The following is a 22255-nucleotide window of genomic DNA, read 5'->3' as shown; positions in this document are numbered from 1 at the left end:
TCGGGGATTTCAACATTGAGATCGATGCGGTGGTGGATCCATTTCAAGGTAATGCGCATTGTCCGCGCCCGCGTTTCAGTGATCCAGTTGCCGGATGCCGAGGCGGACAAAACCAACAGCGTTCCGGCGAAGACGGAGGGTTGGTCGACTGCCACGCGCGGCTGTTCATTCACGCAGGAGCATGGTCTTTTTTTCAACGGCATCACAAGGCTATTACAACGCGATCAGCCTCGGCAAGCGCAGACCCGTGCCGAGAATTCCAACGAGGTGCGTATACGGCGTCAGCGCGTCGCACTTCAAGCCCAAAGTAATTCCCCGATTGAAACGTGCATTCGTACGTGAGGCTTTCCCTTGGTTGAAAGATAAACGGGCAGAAGCCTTTGCGGGATCCACAGCGGAGATCCAATTTATGGTCGACCACATCTTCGTTGTTGACGATCAGCGTATCGCCCACAACAAACATCATGTTTGTCGGAATGGATGGAGGCTGTTCGCCGCGCGCCCACTTGCTCCGACGTTCCGTTGGGTATGGTCAAAACGATCTCTTGCGGCGCGCGAGTTGCTGACCGAGTAAAAAGATGGGCGTTTCGGTTAAAGCTTCCGATCGGCAAGCCCAGGAACAAGGAGATGCCGATCCGTTTGATGTAAATTTTTGCTGGTCATGCTATCTTTCCAAGACCAGTTTCAAATCGTGGATGATATCCTCCACCGGCGCGTCGTACGGAAAAGAGAGGCGCAGGTTGCCGTTGCGGTCGATGAGCAAGATGCGCGCCGTATGGTTGACGAGATACCCGGTGGCCGATTCGCTGTCCATGACTTCGCGGAAAATACCATAATCGCTCCAAACGGTTGCCAGCTCAGACTCGTCGCCGCTCAAGCCAATGAACGACGCGCTGAAATGATCCACATATTCCTGCACGCGCTGGGGCGTGTCACGTTCAGGTCGACGGTAACGAACACCACCTTGATCTGTTGCGCTTGTGGGTTTTAACCCCCTCGATGGCGAGTTTCGCCATCCGCGAGCGTGGTTGGGCATGATCCGGGGCGGAGGTGTAGCCAAAGAAGAGCAATACAACACCGCCGCGCTGTTCGCTTAACCTGAACACAGAGCCGTAGGCGCGCTAATTCGATCTCGCCAGCCAGCGGGTACGGTTCGACGCTAATACGCGCGGCGAAATTCGTCTGGTTGCAAAGATCATCACGGCTGTGATGATCGTGATGAGACATGACAACGCCGATTCCCCGGCCAATAGAATTTTTCGATCCATGAATTGACCTTTCATCAAAAAACGGCGACCCTTGTGCTGGTCGCCCCGCGTTCATATTGTGTCGCGCCGAAAGCCGTCTTGGTTTGCGTTAGACCGCTGTCCCGATCGGATACAGCGGGGAGAAGAAAATCCACACCACGTCGATGAAGTGCCAGTACACCGCGGCGCTTCGACCGCACTGCTTCTCATCGTAAAGCCCTCTTTGCCGTTGATCAAATGATCGAGAGGAGAGATCAGCCGGGTCAACACGCGAAAGGCATGCCTTTCCCGTCATCATGAAGAAACGCCGCTCCTGCGAATCCCGACGAGCTTTCAATAACGTTTTCCCCCGGCTCGCCGAATAAGTGAAGGATTGGTTCGGCAATGGCAGGCACGGTGTGCCACTCCAATGGGATCACGCCCAGCAGGAAGAACGATCCAGCACAAAGGTGACCATGATGTTTCGTAAAATCCCTGGCGGTTGCCGTTGTGCGGTTCAACTTCGCCGCAGTTCATAAAGATGAGGAGATGAGAAGCACCGCAGTCACAAAGAACCCGAGGGTTTGGCTGAGGTCTGGGCGGGTCATGCCCAGCAGGCTGAGGCGCATCACCATCAACCCGCCGAACACGAACGAGTCGGAGACGAGAAAGAGCCAAAGCCGGGGCGGTTGATCCCTCTTGTAGGCGTACGATTCGTAGTTGCTCTCTCGCTTTCCTCAGCTTGTTTACGTGCATGTAATACCAGAGCACCCAAGGCGGCTTTGACAATCGCCACCGCCACAAGAATAACGACCGAGTTGAAGGTGATGCGACAAAGAATTCCAGCGCGGTCAACACCGCAAGATTTACGAAAATAAACACGCCCTGCGACAGTAAATTAGGATGTTGTTGTTTGTTCGACATGAACGGCTACCTGCCCTTTGAGTTAATGTTTCCAGCTGACTTCGCCGCGAATTCAACAAATTTCAGAGCCGGAAGCGGTAACGTCATTAGTTCCGCCAACCGCTAGAATGGAACTTCATAATTGTGGAGCCGCATCGGCGAGGGAACCTGCCATTCGGGCGAGCGAGAATTCCACGCATTTCCTGTGGCCGGCTCGCCATGCTTGATGCTTCGGAAGAAATTGATGAAGAAGATCAAGATCGAGATGGCGATGAGGAAGGCGCAAACGGTCAGGAACAATTGCGCGCCATCGAACCGAGGGCGGATCGTAATCCACGATACGGCGGCGCATGCCGCGCAGACCGATGAACATCATGCCGAGCGTCAGCGCAAAAGAACGAGGGGTCATCAACCAGAAGTGCACTTTGCCCCAGAACTCGTTCATTTTCTGCCGGTCGCTTTGGGAACCAATAATAAATGGCGGCAAGAACGGGAAGACGAATCCGCCGAAGATCGTGTCGTGGAAGTGTCCAACGACCCAGTAGGTGTCATGCAAGTGGAGGTCGAGCGCGACCATCGCGTTTGGAGGACCCGTGACGCCGCCCAGCAAAAATACAACAATAGACCCGAGGACGAACAGCATCGGGGTTGGCGTCTCGATCTTTCCGCCCCACATGGTTGCCACCCACGAGAAGAACTTCACGCCCGTGGGAACAGCCACCAGCATGGTGCTGTACATGAACGGCACGCGCAGGTATTCGTTCATACCGGAGGTGAACATGTGATGCGCCCACACCACAAAACGCTGGAACATCACCAATTGGAAGGAAAGACCGATTAACTGCGTGGCGGTCAGGGCGATGATGGAGGTGGCGACGGATGCCCAAACGAGGATCGGCATCCGCATGGCGGTCATGCCTTTCGCGCGCATACGGACGACCGTGGCGATCACGTTCAACGCGCCGAGGATGGACGACCAACCGGCTGTGAACACGCCCAGAAAGAACATTTGCACGCCAAGCGGGGCGCGCGAGGAAAGCGGAGGATAACCAGTCCAGCCGTGTCAAAACCGCCGAGGATCAACGCAAGCAACAATAAAACAGAAGCTGGCACAGCCACCCAGTACGCGAAGGCGTTCATGCGCGGGAATGCCATATCGTGCGCGCCCACCAAAAGCGGAACGACATAATTCATAATGCCCGAGATACCGAGCAGGATCGAGACGATCATGATCATGCCGTGAAGCGACATGAGCGTGTTGTAGATCTGAGGACCGTTCTGATTGAAGACATCGAGTTCAAGGGTGAGGAAATCCAAGCCCGATGCGGCAAGTTCCGAGCGGAAGATTAGCGCAAAAGTACCGCCAACCGCGAGGAGGAACAACGCTGTGACGGTATATTGAATGCCGATGACTTTGTGATCCAGCGATACGCCAAAGTATTTTTGCCAACCCGGCTCGTCTTCATGATGGTCGGGCGTGTCGATCCCCGCGCCCACTTCACCCAATCGGTCATCACGCCGACGCCGAAGAAGAAAGAGACCACGCCCACCAACGCTCCAAACACCCACGCCGGTTCGGTGAACAGAAATGCGCCAATGCTTTCCAGTCCCATCAACGCGCGGATACCGGTCACAAGCGCCGCGCCGATCACCGTGCCGACAACTTGAAAGACCAATCCGCGCGTGATGCCGCGATAACCGTACAAACCAAAGAAGAACGCCGTAAACCCAAACAACAACGCGAATGCGGAAGGAACAGAAGCCGAGAATTTCAGCTCGCCACGGATCGCAGCATCAATGCCAAGACCGATGCCGTATCCGATCGCGCCGGCAATGACAAGAAGAAGGAAAGCCCTTCCTAAAGTGTTATTTTCATGAAACCTCCACCGCCTACTTGATCGTTTTGATATATGCGACGATTGCCGAGAGTTCGTCGGGAGTAAATGTGTATTGAACCATCTGAACCGTTTCAAAGCCCTTGACGATCTTTGCCTGCGGGTTGCTGATCGACTCGGTAATGAAGGCGTCGTCGGCGGTTACGGTGGCGCCGTTTGAGAGTTCAACTTGCGAGCCGTATAACCCAAACCAGGTGGGACCAACCAACGTTCCCCCGGTAAGCGAGTGGCAAGCCGTGCAACCGTTTTGCTGAACGAGCAACTGCCCGAATCCCTCCGGCGAAGAGGCGGCGAGTTTCGCTTTTTCCAATTCACCCGCCAACCAAGCATCATACTCTGCTTGCGATTGAATAATGACCGGGTTTTCCATGGAATAGTGCTTTGTGCCGCACAACTCGGCGCAACGCACCTTGTAACTCCCCACTTCAGTGGGAGTGATGGTCAATTCCGTAAACCGCCCCGGCACCAGGTCTTGCTTGACGCGGAATTCAGGAACCCAGAAGGAATGAATCACATCCGAGGAGGTCATTCGCAACAACACCTGCTCCCCGACCGGTATGTGCAACTGATCGGAAACCACAACCAAACCGGTCGCAGGATCGGCAGGGTACTCAAACCTCCACGACCATTGCAAACCTGTTACTTTAATAACAGGAGCCTGCGGGTTTCGCGCCAATGTTTGGGCTAAATTGCGCGCGCCAAGCACCGAAAAAGAAACCACGATCAACAAAGGGATCGCCGTCCAAAACAACTCAAGCGTGGTATTCCCCTCAAAGTGAGCGCCTTCCCCGGTTTCACCGCGCCGGCGGCGGAACACGATCAGGCTGTACCCCATTGGCACCACAATGAGCGAAAAGAAAAATGACATCACGATCAAGATCAGGTTCCACATCCAATCGATCGGAACCGCCTGCGCGCTTGCCGCCACAGGCATCAAGTGCGCCGCGCTCAGCCCCATGTACAAAAGGACCGACGCCAGAATGGTTGATATTCCCACAACGATGAAATGTCGCATACTCTTCTCCTGAAACAAAAATCTGATGAGGGAGACCCTCGATCAGAAGCCGCCTAAGTTTATCATAATTCGCAGATTGTCACAATTTTCACAAGGAGGAAACCCCGCGCTTCCTCCGCAGGGACGGCTGATTCAGCCTAGGGCGCCTCTGCCAACGCCGCAAGAACCTCCGCGCTGTGTTGCGCCGGGCGCACTTGCTCAAACACTTTCACGATCATTCCGTTGCCGTCGATCAAAAAAGTTGTCCTCAATACGCCCTCATAAGACTTGCCTAAAAATTTCTTCGGTCCCCAAACTTGATAGAGATCGCAAACCCGATGTCCCTCGTCAGCCAATAACGGGAATGGGAGCATAAATTTTTTCTTGAACTTCACATGCGATTCGACCGTATCCGGGCTGACGCCAAGAATTACAATGCCCGCTTGTTCATACGCGGAATAATCATCGCGGAAATTGCAGGCTTCCTTTGTGCACCCCGGCGTATCATCGGCGGGATAAAAATATAAGACCACATTCCTGCCGCGATACTCGGACAGTTTTCTTGCGATATTCGTATCGTCATGCAATTCAAAATCGGGGGCGGAGATTCCAGCAGAAATTGGCATTGGGGTTGGCGTCCAAAAATTTTCCCCATTATACACGTTGAGCCAACAATTAGACAAAAAAACGATCGCCGAGGATCGCAAACCTTGCTTTGCGCTTGACAGCGGCGATGGGTTTGAACTTCGTCGCGACGCTAGGCGCGTACCGACATAATCAAGCGAGGCGTGTTCTACAACATCTTCGCTTTTTTCAACGCGCTCTCCAGCGCATCGATGGTGGCGGGCTTGATGAGCAACTCGGTAGCGCCGGCGCTCATCACCTTGCGCCGCGTTTCCGGCTGATCATCAGACGTGATCACAATGACCGGCACAGAGATCAGGCGAGGCTCGCGCCGCAAATAGAGGAGAATCTCCACGCCATCGATGCCGGGCATGTTCACGTCAAGACAGATCAAGTTTGGGGTGAAGCCGCTTCCCAAAATCGAAATCGCCGCGCTGGAGCCGTACGCCACGCGCGCCTTCACACCCAACACATCCAACATCTGATGCAAGGCATCAGCCGTCTGACGATTATCATCCACAACAAGCGCTTCGGTCATTCATCCTCCAAAATAATTTTGCCCATCACAGACACGTCGTATCCTGTCAGTTGCGAAACGGCTTCACGAAAAGGCGAATCAGCCAAAAGTCTGAAGAGAGGCGCGAGCAGTTCGTCTTCGGCGTATTCTTTCGGGATCACCAAATCGTAGCGTTCTTGAAACAGCGGAATAAAATCCAAATCCAGCGCTTGGGCGGCGGCGGCGATACCAAGCCCGCAGTCGGCGCGACCCGATGCCACAGAAGCCGCAACAGCAAGATGAGTATACTCTTCCTGATGGTAGCCAACAATGGACTCGGACGGGATTGTCATTGAATTCAAATGATAGTCCAACAGGACGCGCGTGCCGGCGCCGCGTTGGCGATTCATAAACCTGACTTGCGAACTGGTCAGGCTTCTCAGATCTGTAATCCCTTTGGGGTTTCCCTTTTTCACGATCAAGCCCTGCTCGCGCCCCACCAATGCGATCACTTTGACCGGCCTACCGGGCATGTAGCGACGAATAGACGAAATGTTATATTCGCCCGTTTGAGGATCGAGCAAATGCGAGCCTGCGAGATGCGCTTCTCCCCGCCGCAATGCGATCAATCCGCCTTGTGAGCCGACATTGGCAGACACCAGCCTGCGATCATGTTCGGATAAGAACTGCGCGAGCAAATCGAGGGTGAGGTCGTGCGAGCCGATGCAGAAAATCGTCTTTTCGATTTCGGCTTTACTGCGATATAAACGCACCTGGATTTTTTCACCCGCTTCGATGCCCTGCGCGCCGCTTGGGACGAGGGCTAGACCATCCGCTTGAACCAGCGAGGTGATGACGCCCGCCCCGCGCGACAACGGCGCGGCAAGCAGTTTCCCGCCCACTTCACCGACCACGACACGCACAAAATCATCGTCGCCCGCCGGCGAGACGAGTTTTCGCGTCAGCGCGGCGGTTTCGACAGGCAATTCTTTTTGTCTACGCCCCAGCCATTTTGCAAGGATGGGTTCGACGAAAATATCGACCGTGAGCGCGGCAGAGACGGGATAGCCGGGGACGCCGATGATCGGTTTCAAGTTCCAGGTTTCAGGCTCCGGATTGGGCGATTCATGATTTTCGATTTGCGATTTACGATGTACGATTGGCGATTGGCGATTTACGATTTGCGATTTACGATTTTCGATTAGGGATTGGCGATTGAGGAGACCGAGGATGACGGGGTGACCGGGGCGGACGGCGACTCCGTGAACAAGGAGCGTCCCCAGTTTTTCAACTACCTTCGCCGAAAAATCCTCCGCACCGGCGGAGGAACCCGCGTTCAATAAAATCAAATCGTGGGATTGCGCGGCTTCGAGAACCCGCTCGCAAATCAACTCAAAATCGTCCCGGACGATGGGGTAGCGCGTCGCCTCGCCGCCCATGGAGCGAACCTGCGCGGCGATGACCAGCGAGTTGTATTCGAGAATATCGCCCGCTTTGAGTTGACTGCCGATGGGGACGAGTTCGGTGCCGGTGGGGATGATCGCCACCTTTGGCTTGCGCGCCGCTTTGACCTCTTGATGCCCGGCCGCGGCGATCGCGCCCAAATCTACCGGGCGAAGGACGCGCCCGGCGGGCAGCACCAACTGCGTCGCGACAATGTCCTCCCCCAGCGGGCGCACGTGACTCCACGGCGCGACGGAAGCGCGAATTCGAATCGAGGCGGGATCGCGGATATCTTTTGTGATGTTTCCATGCTCGTCCAGCGATTCGACGTTTTCGATGGGGATGACCGCGTCTGCCCACTGTGGCAGAGGGTCGCCCGTGTCCACGTACTCCGCTTCGGGTCCGAGGTGAAGCGTGATCGGCTTCGACGGTAACGCGCCGTTCGTGTAAACCGCCCGAAGCGCGAAGCCATCCATGGCGGAGGCGTGGTAATGCGGCGATGACATTTTCGCCCAAATCGGCTCGGCAGTGACGCGACCCAGCGCATTCTCATCCAGCGGTATGACTTCCACGCTCAACACGCGCCAGAGATTCGCCTCTTCAAGGGCTTGCTGGAATCGCGCTTGCGCTTGAGGGAGAGGAATGTCGTGGAGGTAGATGGACATGGCGGTTTACGATTTACGATTGGCGATTTACGATTGGCGATTTGCGATTTACGATTGGCGATCGGCTGAGTGCACAGGTAAACACGTTGTAACCCGTAACTTGTATCTCGTAACTCATAACCTACCCCACCGAATCCATCGCCGCACCCAACCTCTTCACGATCTCATCCACTTCCTCTTCATTGATAGCCAGCGGAGGCGCGAAGGCGAGCGAATTGCCAACGGGACGTGTCCTCAACCCGCGTTCTTGCGCGGCTTTGAAGATTTTCATCGCTTGTGCGGGGTCGGCGGTTTTGGCGTTTTTATCCGAGACAATTTCCACCGCGCAGAGGAGACCCAATCCGCGCACATCGCCGACGAAGCCGAATTCTTTGAGCGAGTTCAACCCGTCAAGCAGGCGTTTGCCGAGTTCCTTCGCGCGCGCAGGATAATTTTCTGCTTCCATGATCTCGAGATTCTTCAAGCCGACCGCGCACGCCATGGCATGACCTGAATAAGTGTAGCCGTGCATCCAAGTTTCGCTCTCCGCCGCAGACTCCATCGTCTCGCGGATCTCGTCTGAGATTTGGATGCCGCCGAGTTGGGCGTATCCGCTGGTGATGGCTTTGGCGAACGAGAGAATATCTGGCTTCACGTTCCAATGCTTGAGCGCGAACCACTCCCCCGTTCTCCCAAACCCTGTGATGACTTCATCGGCAATAAACAGGACTTCATATGTATCGCAGATCGCGCGGACGAGCGGAAAATAATCGTCAGGCGGGATGATGACGCCGCCGACTCCCATGACCGGTTCAGCGATGAACGCGGCGACCGTGTCTGCGCCTTCACGCAAGATCGCCTCTTCGAGCGCTCGCGCGGCGGCTTGACCGATTGTCTCGCCCGCTTTCATCTCCCCTTCATAGCGATACGGATTCGGCGCGGGGATGTGAATGAATCCCTCCACGGCGGGACCGAACATCGTTTGATATTTTTCAAGCCCGGTCGCAAATGTCGTGGCAAGCGTTACGCCGTGGTACGAACCTTTTCGCGCGATGACTTTGTACTTCGTCGGCTTGCCTTTGCGCTTCCAATAATAACGCGCGGTCTTGAACGCCGAGTCGTTTGATTCCGATCCGCCGGAGGTGAAGAAGGTTGTGTTCAGCCCGGGGTAGGCAAAGCCCGCCAACTTGTCGGCAAGCCGAATGGAGGGAAGATTCGTCATGCCTGCAAAGTTGGAGGTGAACGCTAAATCCTTCATCTGGTCATACGCGGCTTTGGCGAGTTCTTCGCGTCCATATCCCGCGTTGACGTTCCACAAGCCCGCCATGCCGTCGAGGATCTTTTTTCCGTCGGCGGTGTACAGCCACACGCCCTCGCCGCGTTCAACGACGAGCGCGTTGGCGTGCGATTTCGGATGATAGACAGGATGCAATTGCTTTTTATCTTTTTCGAGCCAGTTGCTTGTAGTTTGATTTGTCATCTTTACTCCACAAAAAATATTTATCAGGTCTACCATCGTATCGAGAAAACCTCAGCCACCGATTACACCGATTGACACTGATTGGTTTAAAAAATTCGTGAAATCCGTGTCAATCCGTAGCAAAGATTTATCACATGAACAAGCCTCTCGAAACTTGAAACTTGAAACTTGAAACCTGGAACTTGACACTTGAAACTCATCCAATCACTTCCACATCATGCGGACCCGACTCTTTCAAGCCCGCGCCGGTCATCCGCACAAAGATCGCTTTTTGTCGCAACTCTTCAATCGAATGCGCGCCGCTATAACTCATGCCCGATTGTAAACCACCAAGCAATTGATTCAACACTTCGCGCGCCTTGCCGCGATACGGCACTGCGGCTTCCACACCTTCGGCGACATATTCTTCGATCTCTTCGTGAGATAAGTCATTGCCTTCGCGCTTGTTGCGGAGGATATTCGCCTCCAGCGACGCCATGCCGCGCGACGCTTTATACCGATGACCTTTGCGAGTGAGGATCATGCCCGGGCTTTCATCGGTGCCCGCCAACATGGAGCCGATCATCACGCTCGACGCGCCCGCCGCAATCGCCTTGACCACGTCGCCCGGCTGGCGAATCCCGCCGTCGGCAATGATCGGAACGCCGAACGAACGCGCCGCTTCAGCGCACTCGATCACCGCGCTCAATTGCGGAACGCCCGAGCCCGCCACGATCCGTGTGATACAAATGGAGCCGGGTCCCACGCCGACCTTCACCGCGTCGGCGCCCGCGTCAATGAGTCGTTTTGTTCCATCGCCCGTCGCCACGTTGCCGCCGATAATTTGCGCCTCGCCAAAATGTTTGCGGATGCTTTTGATCATCTCGATCTCAAGGTGCGAATCGCCATGCGCGATGTCCACCACAATGCAATCCGCGCCCGCGTTCAACACAGATTCCACGCGGTGCATTTCTTTATCGCGCACGCCCACCGCCGCGCCGACAGCCAACCGCCCCTTCGAGTCTTTCGTCGCTTTGGGAAACTGCGTGAGCTTCATAATATCTTTCAACGTGACCAGCCCCGCCACGCGACCGTCCTTACCCACCAGCGGCAATTTTTCGACACGATATTCATGCAACAAGCGTTCCGCTTCTTTCAACGACGTATCGGGCGGCGCGCTATGAACTTCGCGCGTCATAATGGCAGTGACAGGTTTGCTATCGTCGTCTTCAAACAACAGATCGCGCGGCGAGACGATGCCGATCAATTTTTCATTCGCGTCCAGAATCAAAATTCCGCCTGTGCCTGTTTCTTCCACCACGCGCTTCACATCGCCCACCGTGTTCGCCTCGTTCATCGTGATGGGACCATCCACAACAAACGACTCTTCTTTCTTCACGCGCTCGATCTGACGCGCCTGCTCGGCAATCGTCATAAAACGATGGATGATTCCGATCCCGCCCTCGCGCGCCATCGTGATCGCCAACTCGCTCTCCGTCACCACGTCCATGTTGGCGGAAACGATCGGCGTTTGCAACTCGATCTGTTTCGTCAAATAACTTTTCGTGGAAAGCGCGCGCCGCGAATCCACATCGGAATATTGCGGCACGAGCAAAACATCGTCGTACGTCAGCGCGACATCGGTCAAAATTTTCATCTCAATCTCCTCTGAAAATCAAACGCCCGAATTATAATGCGTGACGATGAGACTTCACGCGCTTTCTCCATTGGATGGACGCTACGAACAAGAGACTTCCACACTGCGGGATTTCTTCTCCGAATTTGCATACCTCCGCTCCCGCGCGCGCTTCGAACTCGACTTTTTGTCTGCGCTCGCCGTAGCGGGTATTTGCCCACCCCCCAACATTTCTCTCGACTCGTTCACAGAGGAAGACGCGCGCAAGATTCAAGAATACGAAAAAACGACGCGGCACGACGTGAAAGCGATTGAATATTTCCTAAGAGATAAACTGCCGCAAGAATTGCATCAATGGATCCACTTCGGATTAACTTCTGAAGACATCAACAACATCGCGCAAGCCCTCGCGCTGAAAGACTCGCGTGATCAAGTCCTGCTCCCCGCGCTAGACAATCTCATATCCTCCCTGCGAGACTTCGCAAAACAATATCGCGCCCTCCCCGCCCTCGCGCGGACTCACGGTCAGCCCGCCGTGCCGACCACGCTGGGAAAAGAAATTGCGGTTTATCACTTACGCTTGAAAACATGCCGCGATGAAATTGCGAGCCACACATTTGAAGCGAAGCTCACAGGCGCGGTCGGCAACTTCAACGCGCTCCACGCCGCCGCGCCGCAAGTGGATTGGATTTCATTCAACAAAGATTTTATCCGCAGTCTTGGGCTTGAACCGAATCTCGTCACCACACAGATATTGCCGTACGACAATTGGATCCGTTATTTCAATTCCATTCAATTGACCAATTCCATCCTGATAGACTTCGCGCAGGACATTTGGAGATATATCAGCGACGGGTATCTCAAGCAAAAAGCCGTCGAAGGCGAGGTCGGCTCTTCGACGATGCCGCAGAAGATCAACCCGATTGACTTTGAAAATGCGGAAGGAAATCTCGGCGTGGCGAACGCGCTCCTCACCCACTACTCGCAGAAGTTATCCATCTCAAGATTACAGCGCGATCTATCCGACTCAACCGTGCGCAGAACTTTCGGCGTAGCGCTGGGGCATACGCTTCTCGCGTGGAATAACATTATTCGCGGCATGAGTCGCGTGGAGGCGGATGAGGAGAGAATCAAATCGGAGTTGAACGCGCATTGGGAAGTCGTCGGCGAGGGGGCGCAGACGATCCTCCGCGCGGCGGGACGAAGCGACGCGTACGAGTCGCTCAAATCGCAGACGCGAGGACGCGTCATGGATAGAAACAGTTATAAATCGTGGGTCGAAGCGTTAGACGTCCCCGAAGTAACGCGCGCGAAGTTGATGAGTCTAACGCCAGAGTCGTATATCGGCTTGGCGATCGAAATAACAGATAGTGCAATTCGTATTAGCGACTTCAGTCGCTGAATATTGGGACGACTGAAGTCGTCACTACAGTGGAGGCATAATGAGCGTAACAGCAGTGATCGGTTCGCAATGGGGCGATGAGGGAAAAGGGAAGGTGGTTGATTATCTCGCCGAGCGCGCGGACTATGTGGCGCGATTCAACGGCGGGAACAACGCGGGGCATACGGTGATCAACGAATTCGGGACGTTCAAAATTCATCTCGTGCCTTCGGGAATTTTTGCGCGCAACACAACGGCGTTGATCGGCGGCGGCGTGGTGATCGATCCCGCTGTGTTGATCGAAGAAATTGATTTGTTGAACAAAGCCGGCGTCGGCGTGGATGGACGGCTATGGGTCTCGCCGCGTTCGCATTTGATCATGCCGTATCACAAAATCTTAGACGGGCTGTATGAGGAAGCAAAAGGCGCGGGCGCGACGGGAACCACGCGGCGCGGCATCGGTCCTGTGTTTGCGGATAAGGTCAGTTACAACGGAATCCGCTGGACGGATTTTGCGAGCGACGCGTTTGAGTCGCGTTTGCAAATGCAATTGACTTTGAAGAACAAGATCATCACCGCATTGGGCGGCGAAGCGTTGAAGTATGAAGACGTGCGCGAAATGTATCGCGGGTTTTATTTGAAACTGAAACCCTACATCAAAGAGTTATTTCCATTAGTGCAAGACGGTTTGAAAGGGAACAAACATTTTTTGCTCGAACAAGCGATGGGAACTTTTCTGGATACCGATTGGGGAACGTACCCGTTCGTGACGGCTTCGACGACGATTCCCTCCGCCGCTTCGGCTGGACTCGGCATTCCGCCGCGCTACATTACCGACGTGGTCGGCGTGACGAAAGCGTACACCACGCGCGTCGGCGCAGGACCGTTGCCAACGGAAATCCACGACGTTGAATCGGACGTGTACAAAAAGTTTGCCGAAGTCGCCGCGACGACGGGACGCACGCGCCGAGTCGGCTGGCTGGATTTGGAGATCGTGCGCACTGCGGCGCAACTCAGCGGCGTGATCGAACTATGCCTCACGAAGTTGGATGTGTTGAGCGGGTTGAATGAGATTCAAGTTTGCATTGGTTATAAATTAAACGGGAAAGATGTAACATATGCCGATGTGGACGCGTACGGATTGGGCGAAGTCGAATGTGTGTATCAAACGTTCAAAGGCTGGAACGAAGATATCAGCAAGGCGAAATCGTTTGACGAGTTGCCTGCGAACGCGCAGACGTATGTGACGATGATCGAAGACGCGGCGGGAGTTCCTGTCAAGTGGATCGGCACAGGTCCCGAGCGCGAAGCAACCATACGAAGATAAACTCACAATGGAGGCAGGCATGAACAAAAAATTACAGCAGGAATTAGATTTTCAAGTGAAAGAGTTTAGAAAGCTGATCGCGGAATATTGCCGCTTTGAAAGCGTCGCGGCGCAGAACCGCATGATGAAGGAAACCCCTGACTGGGTGGAGAAACTGCTCAAAGACACGGGCTTTGAAACCCGTCAATTGGAAGTGGAAGGTGCGCCGAATTACGTCTATGGAACGCTCAAAGGGAAAAGCGACTTCACCCTCCTGCTGTATAACCATTACGATGTTCAGCCCGAAGCGCCGCTAGAACTCTGGAACAGCCCGCCGTTTGAAACAACCGAAGTGGACGGCAAACTCGTCGCGCGCGGCATCTGCGACAATAAAGCGGAACTGATCTCACGCATCTGCGCCATCCGCGCGTTGCTTGCGGTGAACGGCGAACTGCCCATCAACGTCAAATGGATCGTCGAAGGCGAAGAGGAGATCGGCAGCGTACACTTCGATGCGATGACGCGCCAGTATGGCGACCTGCTCAAAGCCGACGGCACGTTATGGGAAGGCGGCGGCTTCAACGAGAAAGGTCAGGCGGCGATCGCGCTTGGCTTCCGCGGGTTGTTGTATGTGGAATACAGCGTGGAGCAGATGAACGTAGACGCGCATTCGGGCGGCGCGCACGCCCTCCCGAGCGCGGCATGGCGCTTGGTCAAAGCGCTTGCCAGCTTGAAAGACGCAAACGGCAAAGTGTCGATCCCCGGCTTTTACGATGACGCGCGCGAACCGACAAAGATGGAAAAACAGGCATCCAGGGATAACGTTGACCTTGAACAGGAAGCCAGAACCAAAGCCATGTATGGAATCGAGTCGTTCCTCCGCGACCGAAGCGGATACGATTTGGAGATATCCGTCTTTGAGCCGACGGCGAATATCGCCGGTTTCTTAACCGGCTACACGGATCCGGGGATCAAAACCGTCCTGCCTGCAAAAGCCATGGCGAAGATGGATTTTCGTCTCGTGCCAAATCAACGCCCGGACGATATTCTGCAAAAGTTGAGGGCTTATCTCACAGCGCAAGGCTTCGACGATGTGCGGGTCAAGAAATTGGGCGACGGCGATCCGGTGGTCACGCCAATCGAAGACGAGTTCGTCCAACGGATGATCCAAATTGGCAGGGCGTTCACCGAACAGGAACCGGAGATCACGCCGCTGGTTGGCGGAACACTGCCCTTGCTCGGCGCGATGAAAAATAATGTGGGCGTGCTAGGCATCTCTACTTCGGGAAACCCGGCGTACTATGGCAGCGGGGCGCATGCCCCGAACGAACACATCCGCGTGAAAGATATTCCAAGAGCCATCGAGTTCAACGCTTTCATGCTCACTCAACTTGGCGGCATGTAAGCAAAAATACATCACCGGGCATCGCGCGGCTGTTCGTTAAAAATTTTTGCCTGCGGAGCGAGGTCGAGCCGCCGATCTATCGAGTTGATTTTGAACGAGGATATGAACAAGAAACTATGACCGTCACTTTCGCTCACATTCAGCAAGCCGCGGAACGGATCAAACCGTACGCGCATCGCACGCCTGTGTTGACGAATGAAAGCCTCAACGCGCGAGTCGGCGCGCAGGTGTTTCTCAAGTGCGAGAATTTTCAAAAGGTGGGCGCGTTTAAATTTCGCGGCGCGTGCAATGCGGTCTTTTCATTGAGCGACGAGGAAGCGAAGCATGGGGTCTGCACACACTCGTCGGGGAATCATGCGCAGGCGTTGGCGCTCGCGGCGCGGATGCGCGGTATCGCGGCGCACATCGTCATGCCTGAGAACGCTCCGCAGGTGAAGAAGGACGCGGTGGCTGGGTATGGAGGAAAAATTTCCTACTGCGAATCAACTGTACAGGCGCGCGAAGCGACTCTCCGTCGTGTGGCGGAAGCGACCGGCGCGGCGGTCATCCACCCGTTTGACAACGAGCGCGTCATCGCTGGACAGGGAACTGCCACGCTCGAGTTGCTTGATTCGATCCCCGACCTCGACGCCATCATCGCGCCCGTCGGCGGCGGCGGATTGTTGAGCGGAACGTCCATCGCGGCGACGGAAACCAAAAAGGGAATCCGCGTGCTGGGCGGCGAACCCGAAATGGCAGACGATGCGTTTCGCTCATTACACTCGGGGAACGTGTTGCCGTCGGAACATCCGAAAACAATCGCGGATGGTCTGCTCACGTCGCTGAGCGAACGAACATTTGCGATCATTCAATCGCGCGTGGAACGAATCGTCACTGTGAGCGAGCAGGGAATTGTGGAGGCGATGAAATTTATCTGGGAGCGAGCGAAGATCGTCATCGAGCCATCGTCGGCAGTGGCGGTGGCTGTGTTGTGGGAAAAGAAAGTTGATCTCGCGGGGTTGAAGGTGGGAGTAATCTTGAGTGGCGGGAATGTGGATTTGGGCAAGTTACCGTGGGGAAGCCAATCAAATATGCAGGTATAATTTGTGAAAAGCGAGGCACACATGCAACGCACGTATTACACAAAAACTACCATTACAAAAAAGGGACGCATTTCCATCAAAGACCTGCCGTTCAAACCAGGGCAAACGGTGGAGGTCGTAGTACGCAAAGGAAAAAAATCTGCGCGCAAATATCCGTTGCGCGGAAAACCCGTCGTTTATCGTGAGCCGTTTCAAGGCGCGGCAGTAAACGATTGGGAAGCGATGAAATGATCGTTCTGGATACACACGTATGGGTTTGGTGGGTCCACGGGGGAGAACAGCTCACGAAAAATCAAATTAGCGCGATCCAAGCCAACGAAGATGATGTGATCGGAATCAGCGCAATCACCTGCTGGGAAGTTGCCAAACTGGTTGAACTTGGTCGGCTAGAACTGTCCACTCCTGTTGAAAAATGGATCGAGGAGGCTTTGAATTATCCAGGTATCCGATTCTTGGAACTTTCTCCTGAAATCTCGGTAGAGTCGACCCGCCTGCCCGGAGAATTTCATCGCGACCCAGCCGATCAAATCATCGTAGCCACTGCAAGAATTCATAATTGTCCGCTCGTCACTTCGGATGAACGGATTATCGGATATTCGCACATCAAAACAATCTCATAAAATCGTGGAGGCACACATGATCACTTTCATCGCATGGTTAATTTTTGGGGCATTGGCGGGATGGGTTGCCAGCATTCTCACGGGCAAGAACCGCAGGATGGGACCGGTGGCGAACATCGTCGTCGGTATCCTCGGGGCGTTCATCGGCGCGGGGATCATGAACACGTTGGGGATGGCTGTCCCTGTGGGGTTTAGTGTGATGGGATTTTTAGTCGCGGTAGGCGGCGCGGTCGTGATGATCGGGGCGATGGGGTTGATACGGCGCGGATGAGTTGCGCGAAGTGACTGTCATCTTCAAGATGACAGTCACTTTTTTCATCTGCGACAATCGGAGCGATGGGATTAATTCGACGCGGGCGAGTTGCGCCAAGTATAATTCGCCGAAAGAACTCATCCGCTTAAGGAAACTACATGCGCATCCCACAAACAGGATTATCGAAGCAAGAGATACTCTCCACACTGCAAGCCTTCAAAGCGCGAGACATGGATTGGAAAGGCGGGAAGGTTTGGTGTTATGTCTACGACGCGGGGGAAGACCCGAGCGAAGTCACGAAAGAGGCGTACGCGTCCTTCCTGAGCGAAAACGGACTTGACCCGTCGGTGTTTCCGTCCATCTTGAAATTGGAAACCGATGTCGCGCGAATGGTCATCAATTTGCTGCGCGGCGATGCCAACGCGGTCGGTCACCTGACGAGCGGCGGAACCGAATCGATCATGTTGGCGGTCAAATCGGCGCGCGACAAGGCGCGGGTTGAAAAGCCGCAGATCACACATCCTGAAATGATCGTGCCAAGGAACGCTCATGCCGCCTTCCATAAAGCCGCGCACTATTTGTGCGTAAAGCCTGTGGTCGTCGATCTTGATCCAAAAACGCTTACGGTGCAAGCCAGCGACATGGAAGGAGCGGTCAATGAAAATACCATCTTATTGGTTGCTTCCGCGCCGAGTTATTCGCAAGGGATGATCGACCCGATCGCGGAGATCGGCGCCATCGCAAAAAAACACAATCTGTTATTTCACGTGGATGGATGCGTCGGCGGACTGCACCTTTCGTTCATGCGGAAATTGGGCTACGACATTCCCGATTTTGATTTCACGGTGGATGGCGTCACGTCCATTTCGACGGATTTGCATAAATACGGGTATGCCGCCAAGGGTTGTTCGGTCATCATGTACCGCGACAGGTCCATCCGCAAATACCAGATCTTCGCGTGCACCGATACGACTGGATACACGTTGATCAACCCGACCGTGTTGAGTTCCAAGTCTGGCGGACCGATGGCGGGGGCTTGGGCGGTTCTGAATTTTCTGGGCGAAGACGGTTATAAAAAGATCATTCAAAAAGTTCAGGATGCCGCAAAAAAGTTAATGGACGGGATCGACGCCATGGACGAGTTGTACGTCTTGGGCAAACCCGCCATGAGCATGTTTTCCTTCGCCTCCGATTCGCTGAACGTCTATCAACTGGCGGATGAGATGGGCAAACGCGGCTGGTACTTGCAGGGACAGTTCTCCACGCCCGCGATTCCCCGCAACTTGCACATCTCGGTCAGCCAAGGGAACGCGGATAACGCCGAGCTGCTGCTCAAGGATTTGAAAGCATGCGTTGAGATCGTGAAGTCCAAGCCGCCGATCGATTCAGAGATGATCAAAAGCATGATCGCCGCGACACTGCAAAGCCCAGACCCCGAGGCGGCATTCGGTCAACTCGCCGCCAGCGCGGGACTCTCCGGCGCGGAGCTCCCGACTGAGATGGCGTTCATCAATGAAGTCTTGGACAATCTACCCGACGAGTTATGTAACGTGTTTTTGGTCAATTACTTTAATGACCTGTATGTGTAGCCGACACTCTCGCGCTGGGAATGCGGTTCGATTTGCCCGGCAAACCGCGTCGCCTACCTTGACGCAGCGCGACTGCGTCGAGAACTTATTTCTGCGGTCCACCGACGATCATCGCCAAAAAAGGAGTATGTCATGAGCAAGCACAGACGACAGGCAGTCAAACGAACAGGAACGGCGCAAATCGAATGGCTGAAACACCGCGCAGGGTATCCATCACCGGAAGAGCGGGAGCAGATCATCCTCCTGCGAAAAGAACTTATGTTGGAACTCGTCAAACTCATGGCGATGGGCGAAAAGCCCGACAAACACCGGGTCCATCGGCTGGCGGATAAATATGGCGCGCAGGAAGTGGAGCGAGCCACAAAAACGATCGGCGAGATTTTGAATCTGTCGACGCTCATCGCCGACGACGCAAAAAGTTATCGGGACTATCGCCACCGTTATGCGCGTTTCGGCGCAGGGTTGAGGTATTATACGAACAGGGAGAAAGACGAGTTATACGAATCGCACGTCAAAGCCCTCAGAGAGGCAGGCAAGCCGGGTGAAACGAACGAGCTGGACAAACTGCTCTTGTACGGCTGGCGCGATTGGGAAGATATCACGCCGCCCGCCGTTCCGCCGCGCCCGGAGGATTTCAACGCGCCCCAGCCGGCCGCTTATCCAGCGCCGATCAACGAACTGCTCGAATGGGGCGCTGATTTGCACAGATCGCACAAATTCACAGACGAGGCGGATTTCGCGCATTGGAGAAAACATATTCCCGCGCTCACGCGTATGGCGCTGGACCCCGGTCTACTGAACGGTTGGCCCGCAGAGAGGGAAAGCTGGGCGCCCTGGCATGCCATCCATGCGCTCGGCGCGCTGCAAGCATGGGAATCCGCTCCCGCGCTCGCGCCTCTCGCCGACCTTGAGGATGACTGGCTCTCCGATCATCTTCCGCATATCTGGGCAGACATGGGCAGAGAAGTCGAACCGTCGCTCTGGATGATCCTCGAAAATCCTTCCGCCTCAATCAAGCAACGCGGATTGGCGGCAGACAGTCTGCATCAATTGGCTGAAGACAACAACGCAATGGGATATAAAATTGTCAGAGGCTTCGAAAAAATACTCGGAAATACAAAAACGTTCGATCCATCTGTGAACGCGTATTTGATCCACTTTCTGATGAAGATGGGCATGGAGGAAGAGATCAAGCATACGCTCGATGCGGCGTTCGACGAAGGGCGCGTCAACCTCGACATCATCACACCGGAAGACCTTTACGAGGACGACGAAGACATGTAATTCGGATTTGTCGGGCGTCTGAGTTGATTACCGCCAACGCCTATCGATCAAAATGCAAAATCGCCAGATTGCCTTCAAACGAGGCGGCGAGTTGTTCGGGGAGGTTGCCCAGCGTGTCCGCAACTCGTTTGCGCGAGCCGAATCCCGGCACGACGATGAAACTGCTGACGCTTTCCTGTTCGAGCGCGGCAGGTTTGAGTTGGTCTTTCAACGGTTCAACGCTGACGGGATAGTCTGTCTCCATGGCGACGCGCAACGCCTCGATGGATTGCAGGTAACTCGCGTCGGCGCGGATGATCAGAGGGACATTGAGCGCCTGCGCGATTAAAAGATTCGCTTCGATCATACGGCGCAGGGCAATGTGCGGAATGGATTTGCGAGGCAAGACGAACGCGACGCGTTGAGTTCCGTTCAATGGCATCGGTAGTTTGCCGACGATCACGGGCGCATCCGATCCCCAGACGACCTCATCCAAGACGGAGCCGAGGAGCGATTCGCGCAGAGTCCGTTTGCCGCGCCAGCCCATGACGATGAGCGAGGCGTTCTGTTCGGACGCGGTGTATAAGATTCCCTGCGCGTGCGTGGCGGCGAGACGCGGAATCAACTCGATCTCGCTTTCGGGATCTTGCAACGCATCGTGGACGCGCCCGAGCATTTCGCGGTGAAGCATCAAACTATTTTCCTGCGCGCCGCGGTCTTTCGCCACGCTGACGGCGATCACTTTCCCATCGTGGACTTTTGCCAACAATGTCGCCAACCCGACCAACTGCCCCTCCGTTTTGGGATTACTGACGGGAACGAGAATCCGCCCGAAGAGGGGCGAAGGCTGGTCGTCAGCCGAATCAGTTTGAAGTCCCGGAGCGAAGCGTTGCACAAGGAGCGGCGAGGTGATCGAGGTGAGGAGAATCATCAAGATGGCGGCGTTGAAGAGAGTCGAGTCGAAGAGTTGCGTTTGCAGACCGATGACGAGAGTCGGGATGGTGACGGCGGCTTGCGCGTGCGAGAGTCCGTATGCCGTCCAGAATTCGGCTTTGGTGTATTTGAAAATTCGCGCGGTGAGCCATGCCGCGAGAAATTTTGAAACGTATGCGACGATCGTGACGCCGAGCGCGACGACGATGGTTTTTGAGTCGTCGAGGAACGAAAGCGGATCGGTGATCATGCCGCTGTACAAAAGGAACACGGGGATGAAAAATGATTCGCCCATGAACAGCACATGCCCCGTGACGGAACTATGGCGCGGCAATGTGGCGTTGACCGCCAGCCCCGCGAGAAACGCGCCGACGACTTCATGCACGCCGATGAGTTCCGCGCCGAACGCGGCGACGAACAACGCGACGATGATGAATTGAAATTCAACCGCGCGTTCGCTGAAACGTTGGAGGAAAAATTTGCTCAAGCGCGGCAAACCGAAAATGATGAGCGCGGCGAAGATGGCAAGCAGGATGAATAACTCGATGAAGTAACCGACCGTGATGCCGCCGTTCGACGCGCCCAACACAATTGCCAGCACGATGAACGCGCCGATGTCGGTGAGGACGGTCGCGCCTGCCGTCACTGCCACGGCTTCGTTGCGCGTCACGCCGAGGCGCGTGAGGATGGGAAACGCGATCAGCGTGTGCGAGGCAAACGCTGAGCCGAGCAGGATCATGCCGAGCCAGTTCAAGCCGAGCAAATATCCCAGCCCCATGCCCATCAGTTGCGGAAATATAAAAGTGATGACGCCAAACACGACCGCGCGTCCGCGCACGCGCATGAAGGTGTTGATGTCCACTTCCAGTCCCGCGCTGAACATCAAGTACACCAGCCCGATCGTGGACAGGAATTGCATTCGGTCGCCGTCTTCGATGAGTCCAAGTCCGTGGGGACCGATGAGCATCCCGCCGAGGATGATGCCGACGATGCCCGGCAAACGCACGCGCTCTGAAAGCAGAGGCGTGACGAGGATGATCGTCATGATGAGGAGGAAGAATCCTACGGGCTTGTTGAATAGTTCGATCATGGAGTCTCTCCGC

Annotated in this window: 22 protein-coding genes; 10 read left to right on the top strand and 12 right to left on the bottom strand. The window is 55.0% G+C overall.

Annotation, left to right across the window (positions count from 1 at the left end):
* Window positions 1-181: 181 nt before the first annotated feature.
* Window positions 182-574, top strand: a complete 393-nt coding sequence (locus IPM31_17870; protein ID MBK9008843.1) for a hypothetical protein — start codon at window positions 182-184, stop codon at window positions 572-574.
* A gap of 90 nt (window positions 575-664) precedes the next feature.
* Here the strand turns inward: IPM31_17870 and IPM31_17865 are convergent, their stop codons facing one another.
* The 11 genes from IPM31_17865 to guaB form a co-directional block, all read right to left on the bottom strand.
* Complete coding sequence (locus IPM31_17865; GenBank protein ID MBK9008842.1) at window positions 665-1036, bottom strand: SCO family protein; 372 nt, start codon at window positions 1034-1036, stop codon at window positions 665-667.
* An 85-nt stretch (window positions 1037-1121) separates the two neighbouring features.
* Complete coding sequence (locus IPM31_17860) at window positions 1122-1268, bottom strand: hypothetical protein (GenBank protein ID MBK9008841.1); 147 nt, start codon at window positions 1266-1268, stop codon at window positions 1122-1124.
* Window positions 1269-2265: 997 nt separating this feature from the next.
* On the bottom strand, window positions 2266-3138 hold the full coding sequence (locus IPM31_17855; protein ID MBK9008840.1) for a cbb3-type cytochrome c oxidase subunit I: 873 nt from the start codon (window positions 3136-3138) through the stop codon (window positions 2266-2268).
* A complete protein-coding gene (locus IPM31_17850; protein ID MBK9008839.1) occupies window positions 3084-3512 on the bottom strand; it encodes a cbb3-type cytochrome c oxidase subunit I in 429 nt (142 codons plus the stop codon). The genes IPM31_17855 and IPM31_17850 overlap by 55 nt, the downstream gene beginning before the upstream one ends.
* Window positions 3476-3868 carry a hypothetical protein gene (locus IPM31_17845; GenBank protein ID MBK9008838.1) on the bottom strand — a complete coding sequence of 131 codons (393 nt, stop codon included), beginning with the start codon at window positions 3866-3868 and terminating at the stop codon, window positions 3476-3478. The genes IPM31_17850 and IPM31_17845 overlap by 37 nt, the downstream gene beginning before the upstream one ends.
* Window positions 3869-4019: 151 nt before the next feature.
* Complete coding sequence (gene coxB / locus IPM31_17840) at window positions 4020-5039, bottom strand: cytochrome c oxidase subunit II (GenBank protein ID MBK9008837.1); 1020 nt, start codon at window positions 5037-5039, stop codon at window positions 4020-4022.
* 137 nt (window positions 5040-5176) lie between these two features.
* On the bottom strand, window positions 5177-5644 hold the full coding sequence (gene bcp, locus IPM31_17835; protein ID MBK9008836.1) for a thioredoxin-dependent thiol peroxidase: 468 nt from the start codon (window positions 5642-5644) through the stop codon (window positions 5177-5179).
* A gap of 167 nt (window positions 5645-5811) precedes the next feature.
* On the bottom strand, window positions 5812-6180 hold the full coding sequence (locus tag IPM31_17830; protein MBK9008835.1) for a response regulator: 369 nt from the start codon (window positions 6178-6180) through the stop codon (window positions 5812-5814).
* On the bottom strand, window positions 6177-8246 hold the full coding sequence (locus tag IPM31_17825) for a molybdopterin biosynthesis protein (protein ID MBK9008834.1): 2070 nt from the start codon (window positions 8244-8246) through the stop codon (window positions 6177-6179). Before IPM31_17825 ends, IPM31_17830 begins: the two co-directional genes overlap by 4 nt.
* Window positions 8247-8367: 121 nt before the next feature.
* The gene (locus IPM31_17820) at window positions 8368-9705 is read right to left on the bottom strand and encodes an aspartate aminotransferase family protein (protein ID MBK9008833.1); all 1338 of its coding nucleotides are present in this window, start codon (window positions 9703-9705) and stop codon (window positions 8368-8370) included.
* Window positions 9706-9901: 196 nt separating this feature from the next.
* Window positions 9902-11341, bottom strand: coding sequence for an IMP dehydrogenase (guaB, locus tag IPM31_17815; GenBank protein ID MBK9008832.1), 1440 nt, complete (start codon window positions 11339-11341; stop codon window positions 9902-9904).
* Window positions 11342-11387: 46 nt separating this feature from the next.
* On the opposite strand from guaB, the gene purB reads away from it, so the two are divergent.
* The 9 genes from purB to IPM31_17770 all read left to right on the top strand — a co-directional run bounded on the left by purB (window position 11388) and on the right by IPM31_17770 (window position 20240).
* Entirely contained in the window at window positions 11388-12722 is a 1335-nt protein-coding gene (purB, locus tag IPM31_17810; protein ID MBK9008831.1) for an adenylosuccinate lyase, read from the top strand.
* A 40-nt stretch (window positions 12723-12762) separates the two neighbouring features.
* Window positions 12763-14028 carry an adenylosuccinate synthase gene (locus tag IPM31_17805; protein MBK9008830.1) on the top strand — a complete coding sequence of 422 codons (1266 nt, stop codon included), beginning with the start codon at window positions 12763-12765 and terminating at the stop codon, window positions 14026-14028.
* 19 nt (window positions 14029-14047) lie between these two features.
* Window positions 14048-15412 carry a M20/M25/M40 family metallo-hydrolase gene (locus IPM31_17800; protein MBK9008829.1) on the top strand — a complete coding sequence of 455 codons (1365 nt, stop codon included), beginning with the start codon at window positions 14048-14050 and terminating at the stop codon, window positions 15410-15412.
* A gap of 116 nt (window positions 15413-15528) precedes the next feature.
* Entirely contained in the window at window positions 15529-16494 is a 966-nt protein-coding gene (locus IPM31_17795; GenBank protein ID MBK9008828.1) for a pyridoxal-phosphate dependent enzyme, read from the top strand.
* 21 nt (window positions 16495-16515) lie between these two features.
* The gene (locus IPM31_17790; protein MBK9008827.1) at window positions 16516-16725 is read left to right on the top strand and encodes a hypothetical protein; all 210 of its coding nucleotides are present in this window, start codon (window positions 16516-16518) and stop codon (window positions 16723-16725) included.
* Window positions 16722-17114 (top strand): type II toxin-antitoxin system VapC family toxin, encoded by a 393-nt coding sequence (locus IPM31_17785; protein ID MBK9008826.1) that lies wholly within the window; start codon window positions 16722-16724, stop codon window positions 17112-17114. Before IPM31_17790 ends, IPM31_17785 begins: the two co-directional genes overlap by 4 nt.
* A 19-nt stretch (window positions 17115-17133) precedes the next feature.
* Window positions 17134-17385, top strand: a complete 252-nt coding sequence (locus tag IPM31_17780; protein ID MBK9008825.1) for a GlsB/YeaQ/YmgE family stress response membrane protein — start codon at window positions 17134-17136, stop codon at window positions 17383-17385.
* Window positions 17386-17525: 140 nt separating this feature from the next.
* A complete protein-coding gene (locus IPM31_17775; protein MBK9008824.1) occupies window positions 17526-18956 on the top strand; it encodes an aspartate aminotransferase family protein in 1431 nt (476 codons plus the stop codon).
* A gap of 132 nt (window positions 18957-19088) precedes the next feature.
* Complete coding sequence (locus IPM31_17770) at window positions 19089-20240, top strand: hypothetical protein (GenBank protein MBK9008823.1); 1152 nt, start codon at window positions 19089-19091, stop codon at window positions 20238-20240.
* Window positions 20241-20280: 40 nt separating this feature from the next.
* Here IPM31_17770 and IPM31_17765 read toward each other — a convergent pair whose 3' ends face one another.
* Window positions 20281-22242 carry a cation:proton antiporter gene (locus IPM31_17765; GenBank protein MBK9008822.1) on the bottom strand — a complete coding sequence of 654 codons (1962 nt, stop codon included), beginning with the start codon at window positions 22240-22242 and terminating at the stop codon, window positions 20281-20283.
* Window positions 22243-22255 lie beyond the last annotated feature (13 nt).

Origin of the sequence: Candidatus Defluviilinea gracilis (genome assembly GCA_016716235.1) — a bacterium.
GTDB classification, from domain to species: Bacteria; Chloroflexota; Anaerolineae; order Anaerolineales; family Villigracilaceae; genus Defluviilinea; species Defluviilinea gracilis.
The sequence above is the reverse complement of the archived record's forward strand: the minus strand, read 5'-3'. Positions and strand labels throughout refer to the sequence as shown.

Bases quoted from the DNA above. Each gene is read 5' to 3' on its own strand.
- IPM31_17870 (MBK9008843.1), top strand. From the start codon at position 182: ATGGTCTTTTTTTCAACGGCATCACAAGGCTATTACAACGCGATCAGC.
- IPM31_17865 (MBK9008842.1), bottom strand. From the start codon at position 1,036: ATGCCCAACCACGCTCGCGGATGGCGAAACTCGCCATCGAGGGGGTTA.
- IPM31_17860 (MBK9008841.1), bottom strand. From the start codon at position 1,268: ATGGATCGAAAAATTCTATTGGCCGGGGAATCGGCGTTGTCATGTCTC.
- IPM31_17855 (MBK9008840.1), bottom strand. From the start codon at position 3,138: ATGTTCTTTCTGGGCGTGTTCACAGCCGGTTGGTCGTCCATCCTCGGC.
- coxB (MBK9008837.1), bottom strand. From the start codon at position 5,039: ATGCGACATTTCATCGTTGTGGGAATATCAACCATTCTGGCGTCGGTC.
- bcp (MBK9008836.1), bottom strand. From the start codon at position 5,644: ATGCCAATTTCTGCTGGAATCTCCGCCCCCGATTTTGAATTGCATGAC.
- IPM31_17830 (MBK9008835.1), bottom strand. From the start codon at position 6,180: ATGACCGAAGCGCTTGTTGTGGATGATAATCGTCAGACGGCTGATGCC.
- IPM31_17825 (MBK9008834.1), bottom strand. From the start codon at position 8,246: ATGTCCATCTACCTCCACGACATTCCTCTCCCTCAAGCGCAAGCGCGA.
- IPM31_17820 (MBK9008833.1), bottom strand. From the start codon at position 9,705: ATGACAAATCAAACTACAAGCAACTGGCTCGAAAAAGATAAAAAGCAA.
- guaB (MBK9008832.1), bottom strand. From the start codon at position 11,341: ATGAAAATTTTGACCGATGTCGCGCTGACGTACGACGATGTTTTGCTC.
- purB (MBK9008831.1), top strand. From the start codon at position 11,388: ATGAGACTTCACGCGCTTTCTCCATTGGATGGACGCTACGAACAAGAG.
- IPM31_17805 (MBK9008830.1), top strand. From the start codon at position 12,763: ATGAGCGTAACAGCAGTGATCGGTTCGCAATGGGGCGATGAGGGAAAA.
- IPM31_17800 (MBK9008829.1), top strand. From the start codon at position 14,048: ATGAACAAAAAATTACAGCAGGAATTAGATTTTCAAGTGAAAGAGTTT.
- IPM31_17795 (MBK9008828.1), top strand. From the start codon at position 15,529: ATGACCGTCACTTTCGCTCACATTCAGCAAGCCGCGGAACGGATCAAA.
- IPM31_17790 (MBK9008827.1), top strand. From the start codon at position 16,516: ATGCAACGCACGTATTACACAAAAACTACCATTACAAAAAAGGGACGC.
- IPM31_17785 (MBK9008826.1), top strand. From the start codon at position 16,722: ATGATCGTTCTGGATACACACGTATGGGTTTGGTGGGTCCACGGGGGA.
- IPM31_17775 (MBK9008824.1), top strand. From the start codon at position 17,526: ATGCGCATCCCACAAACAGGATTATCGAAGCAAGAGATACTCTCCACA.
- IPM31_17770 (MBK9008823.1), top strand. From the start codon at position 19,089: ATGAGCAAGCACAGACGACAGGCAGTCAAACGAACAGGAACGGCGCAA.
- IPM31_17765 (MBK9008822.1), bottom strand. From the start codon at position 22,242: ATGATCGAACTATTCAACAAGCCCGTAGGATTCTTCCTCCTCATCATG.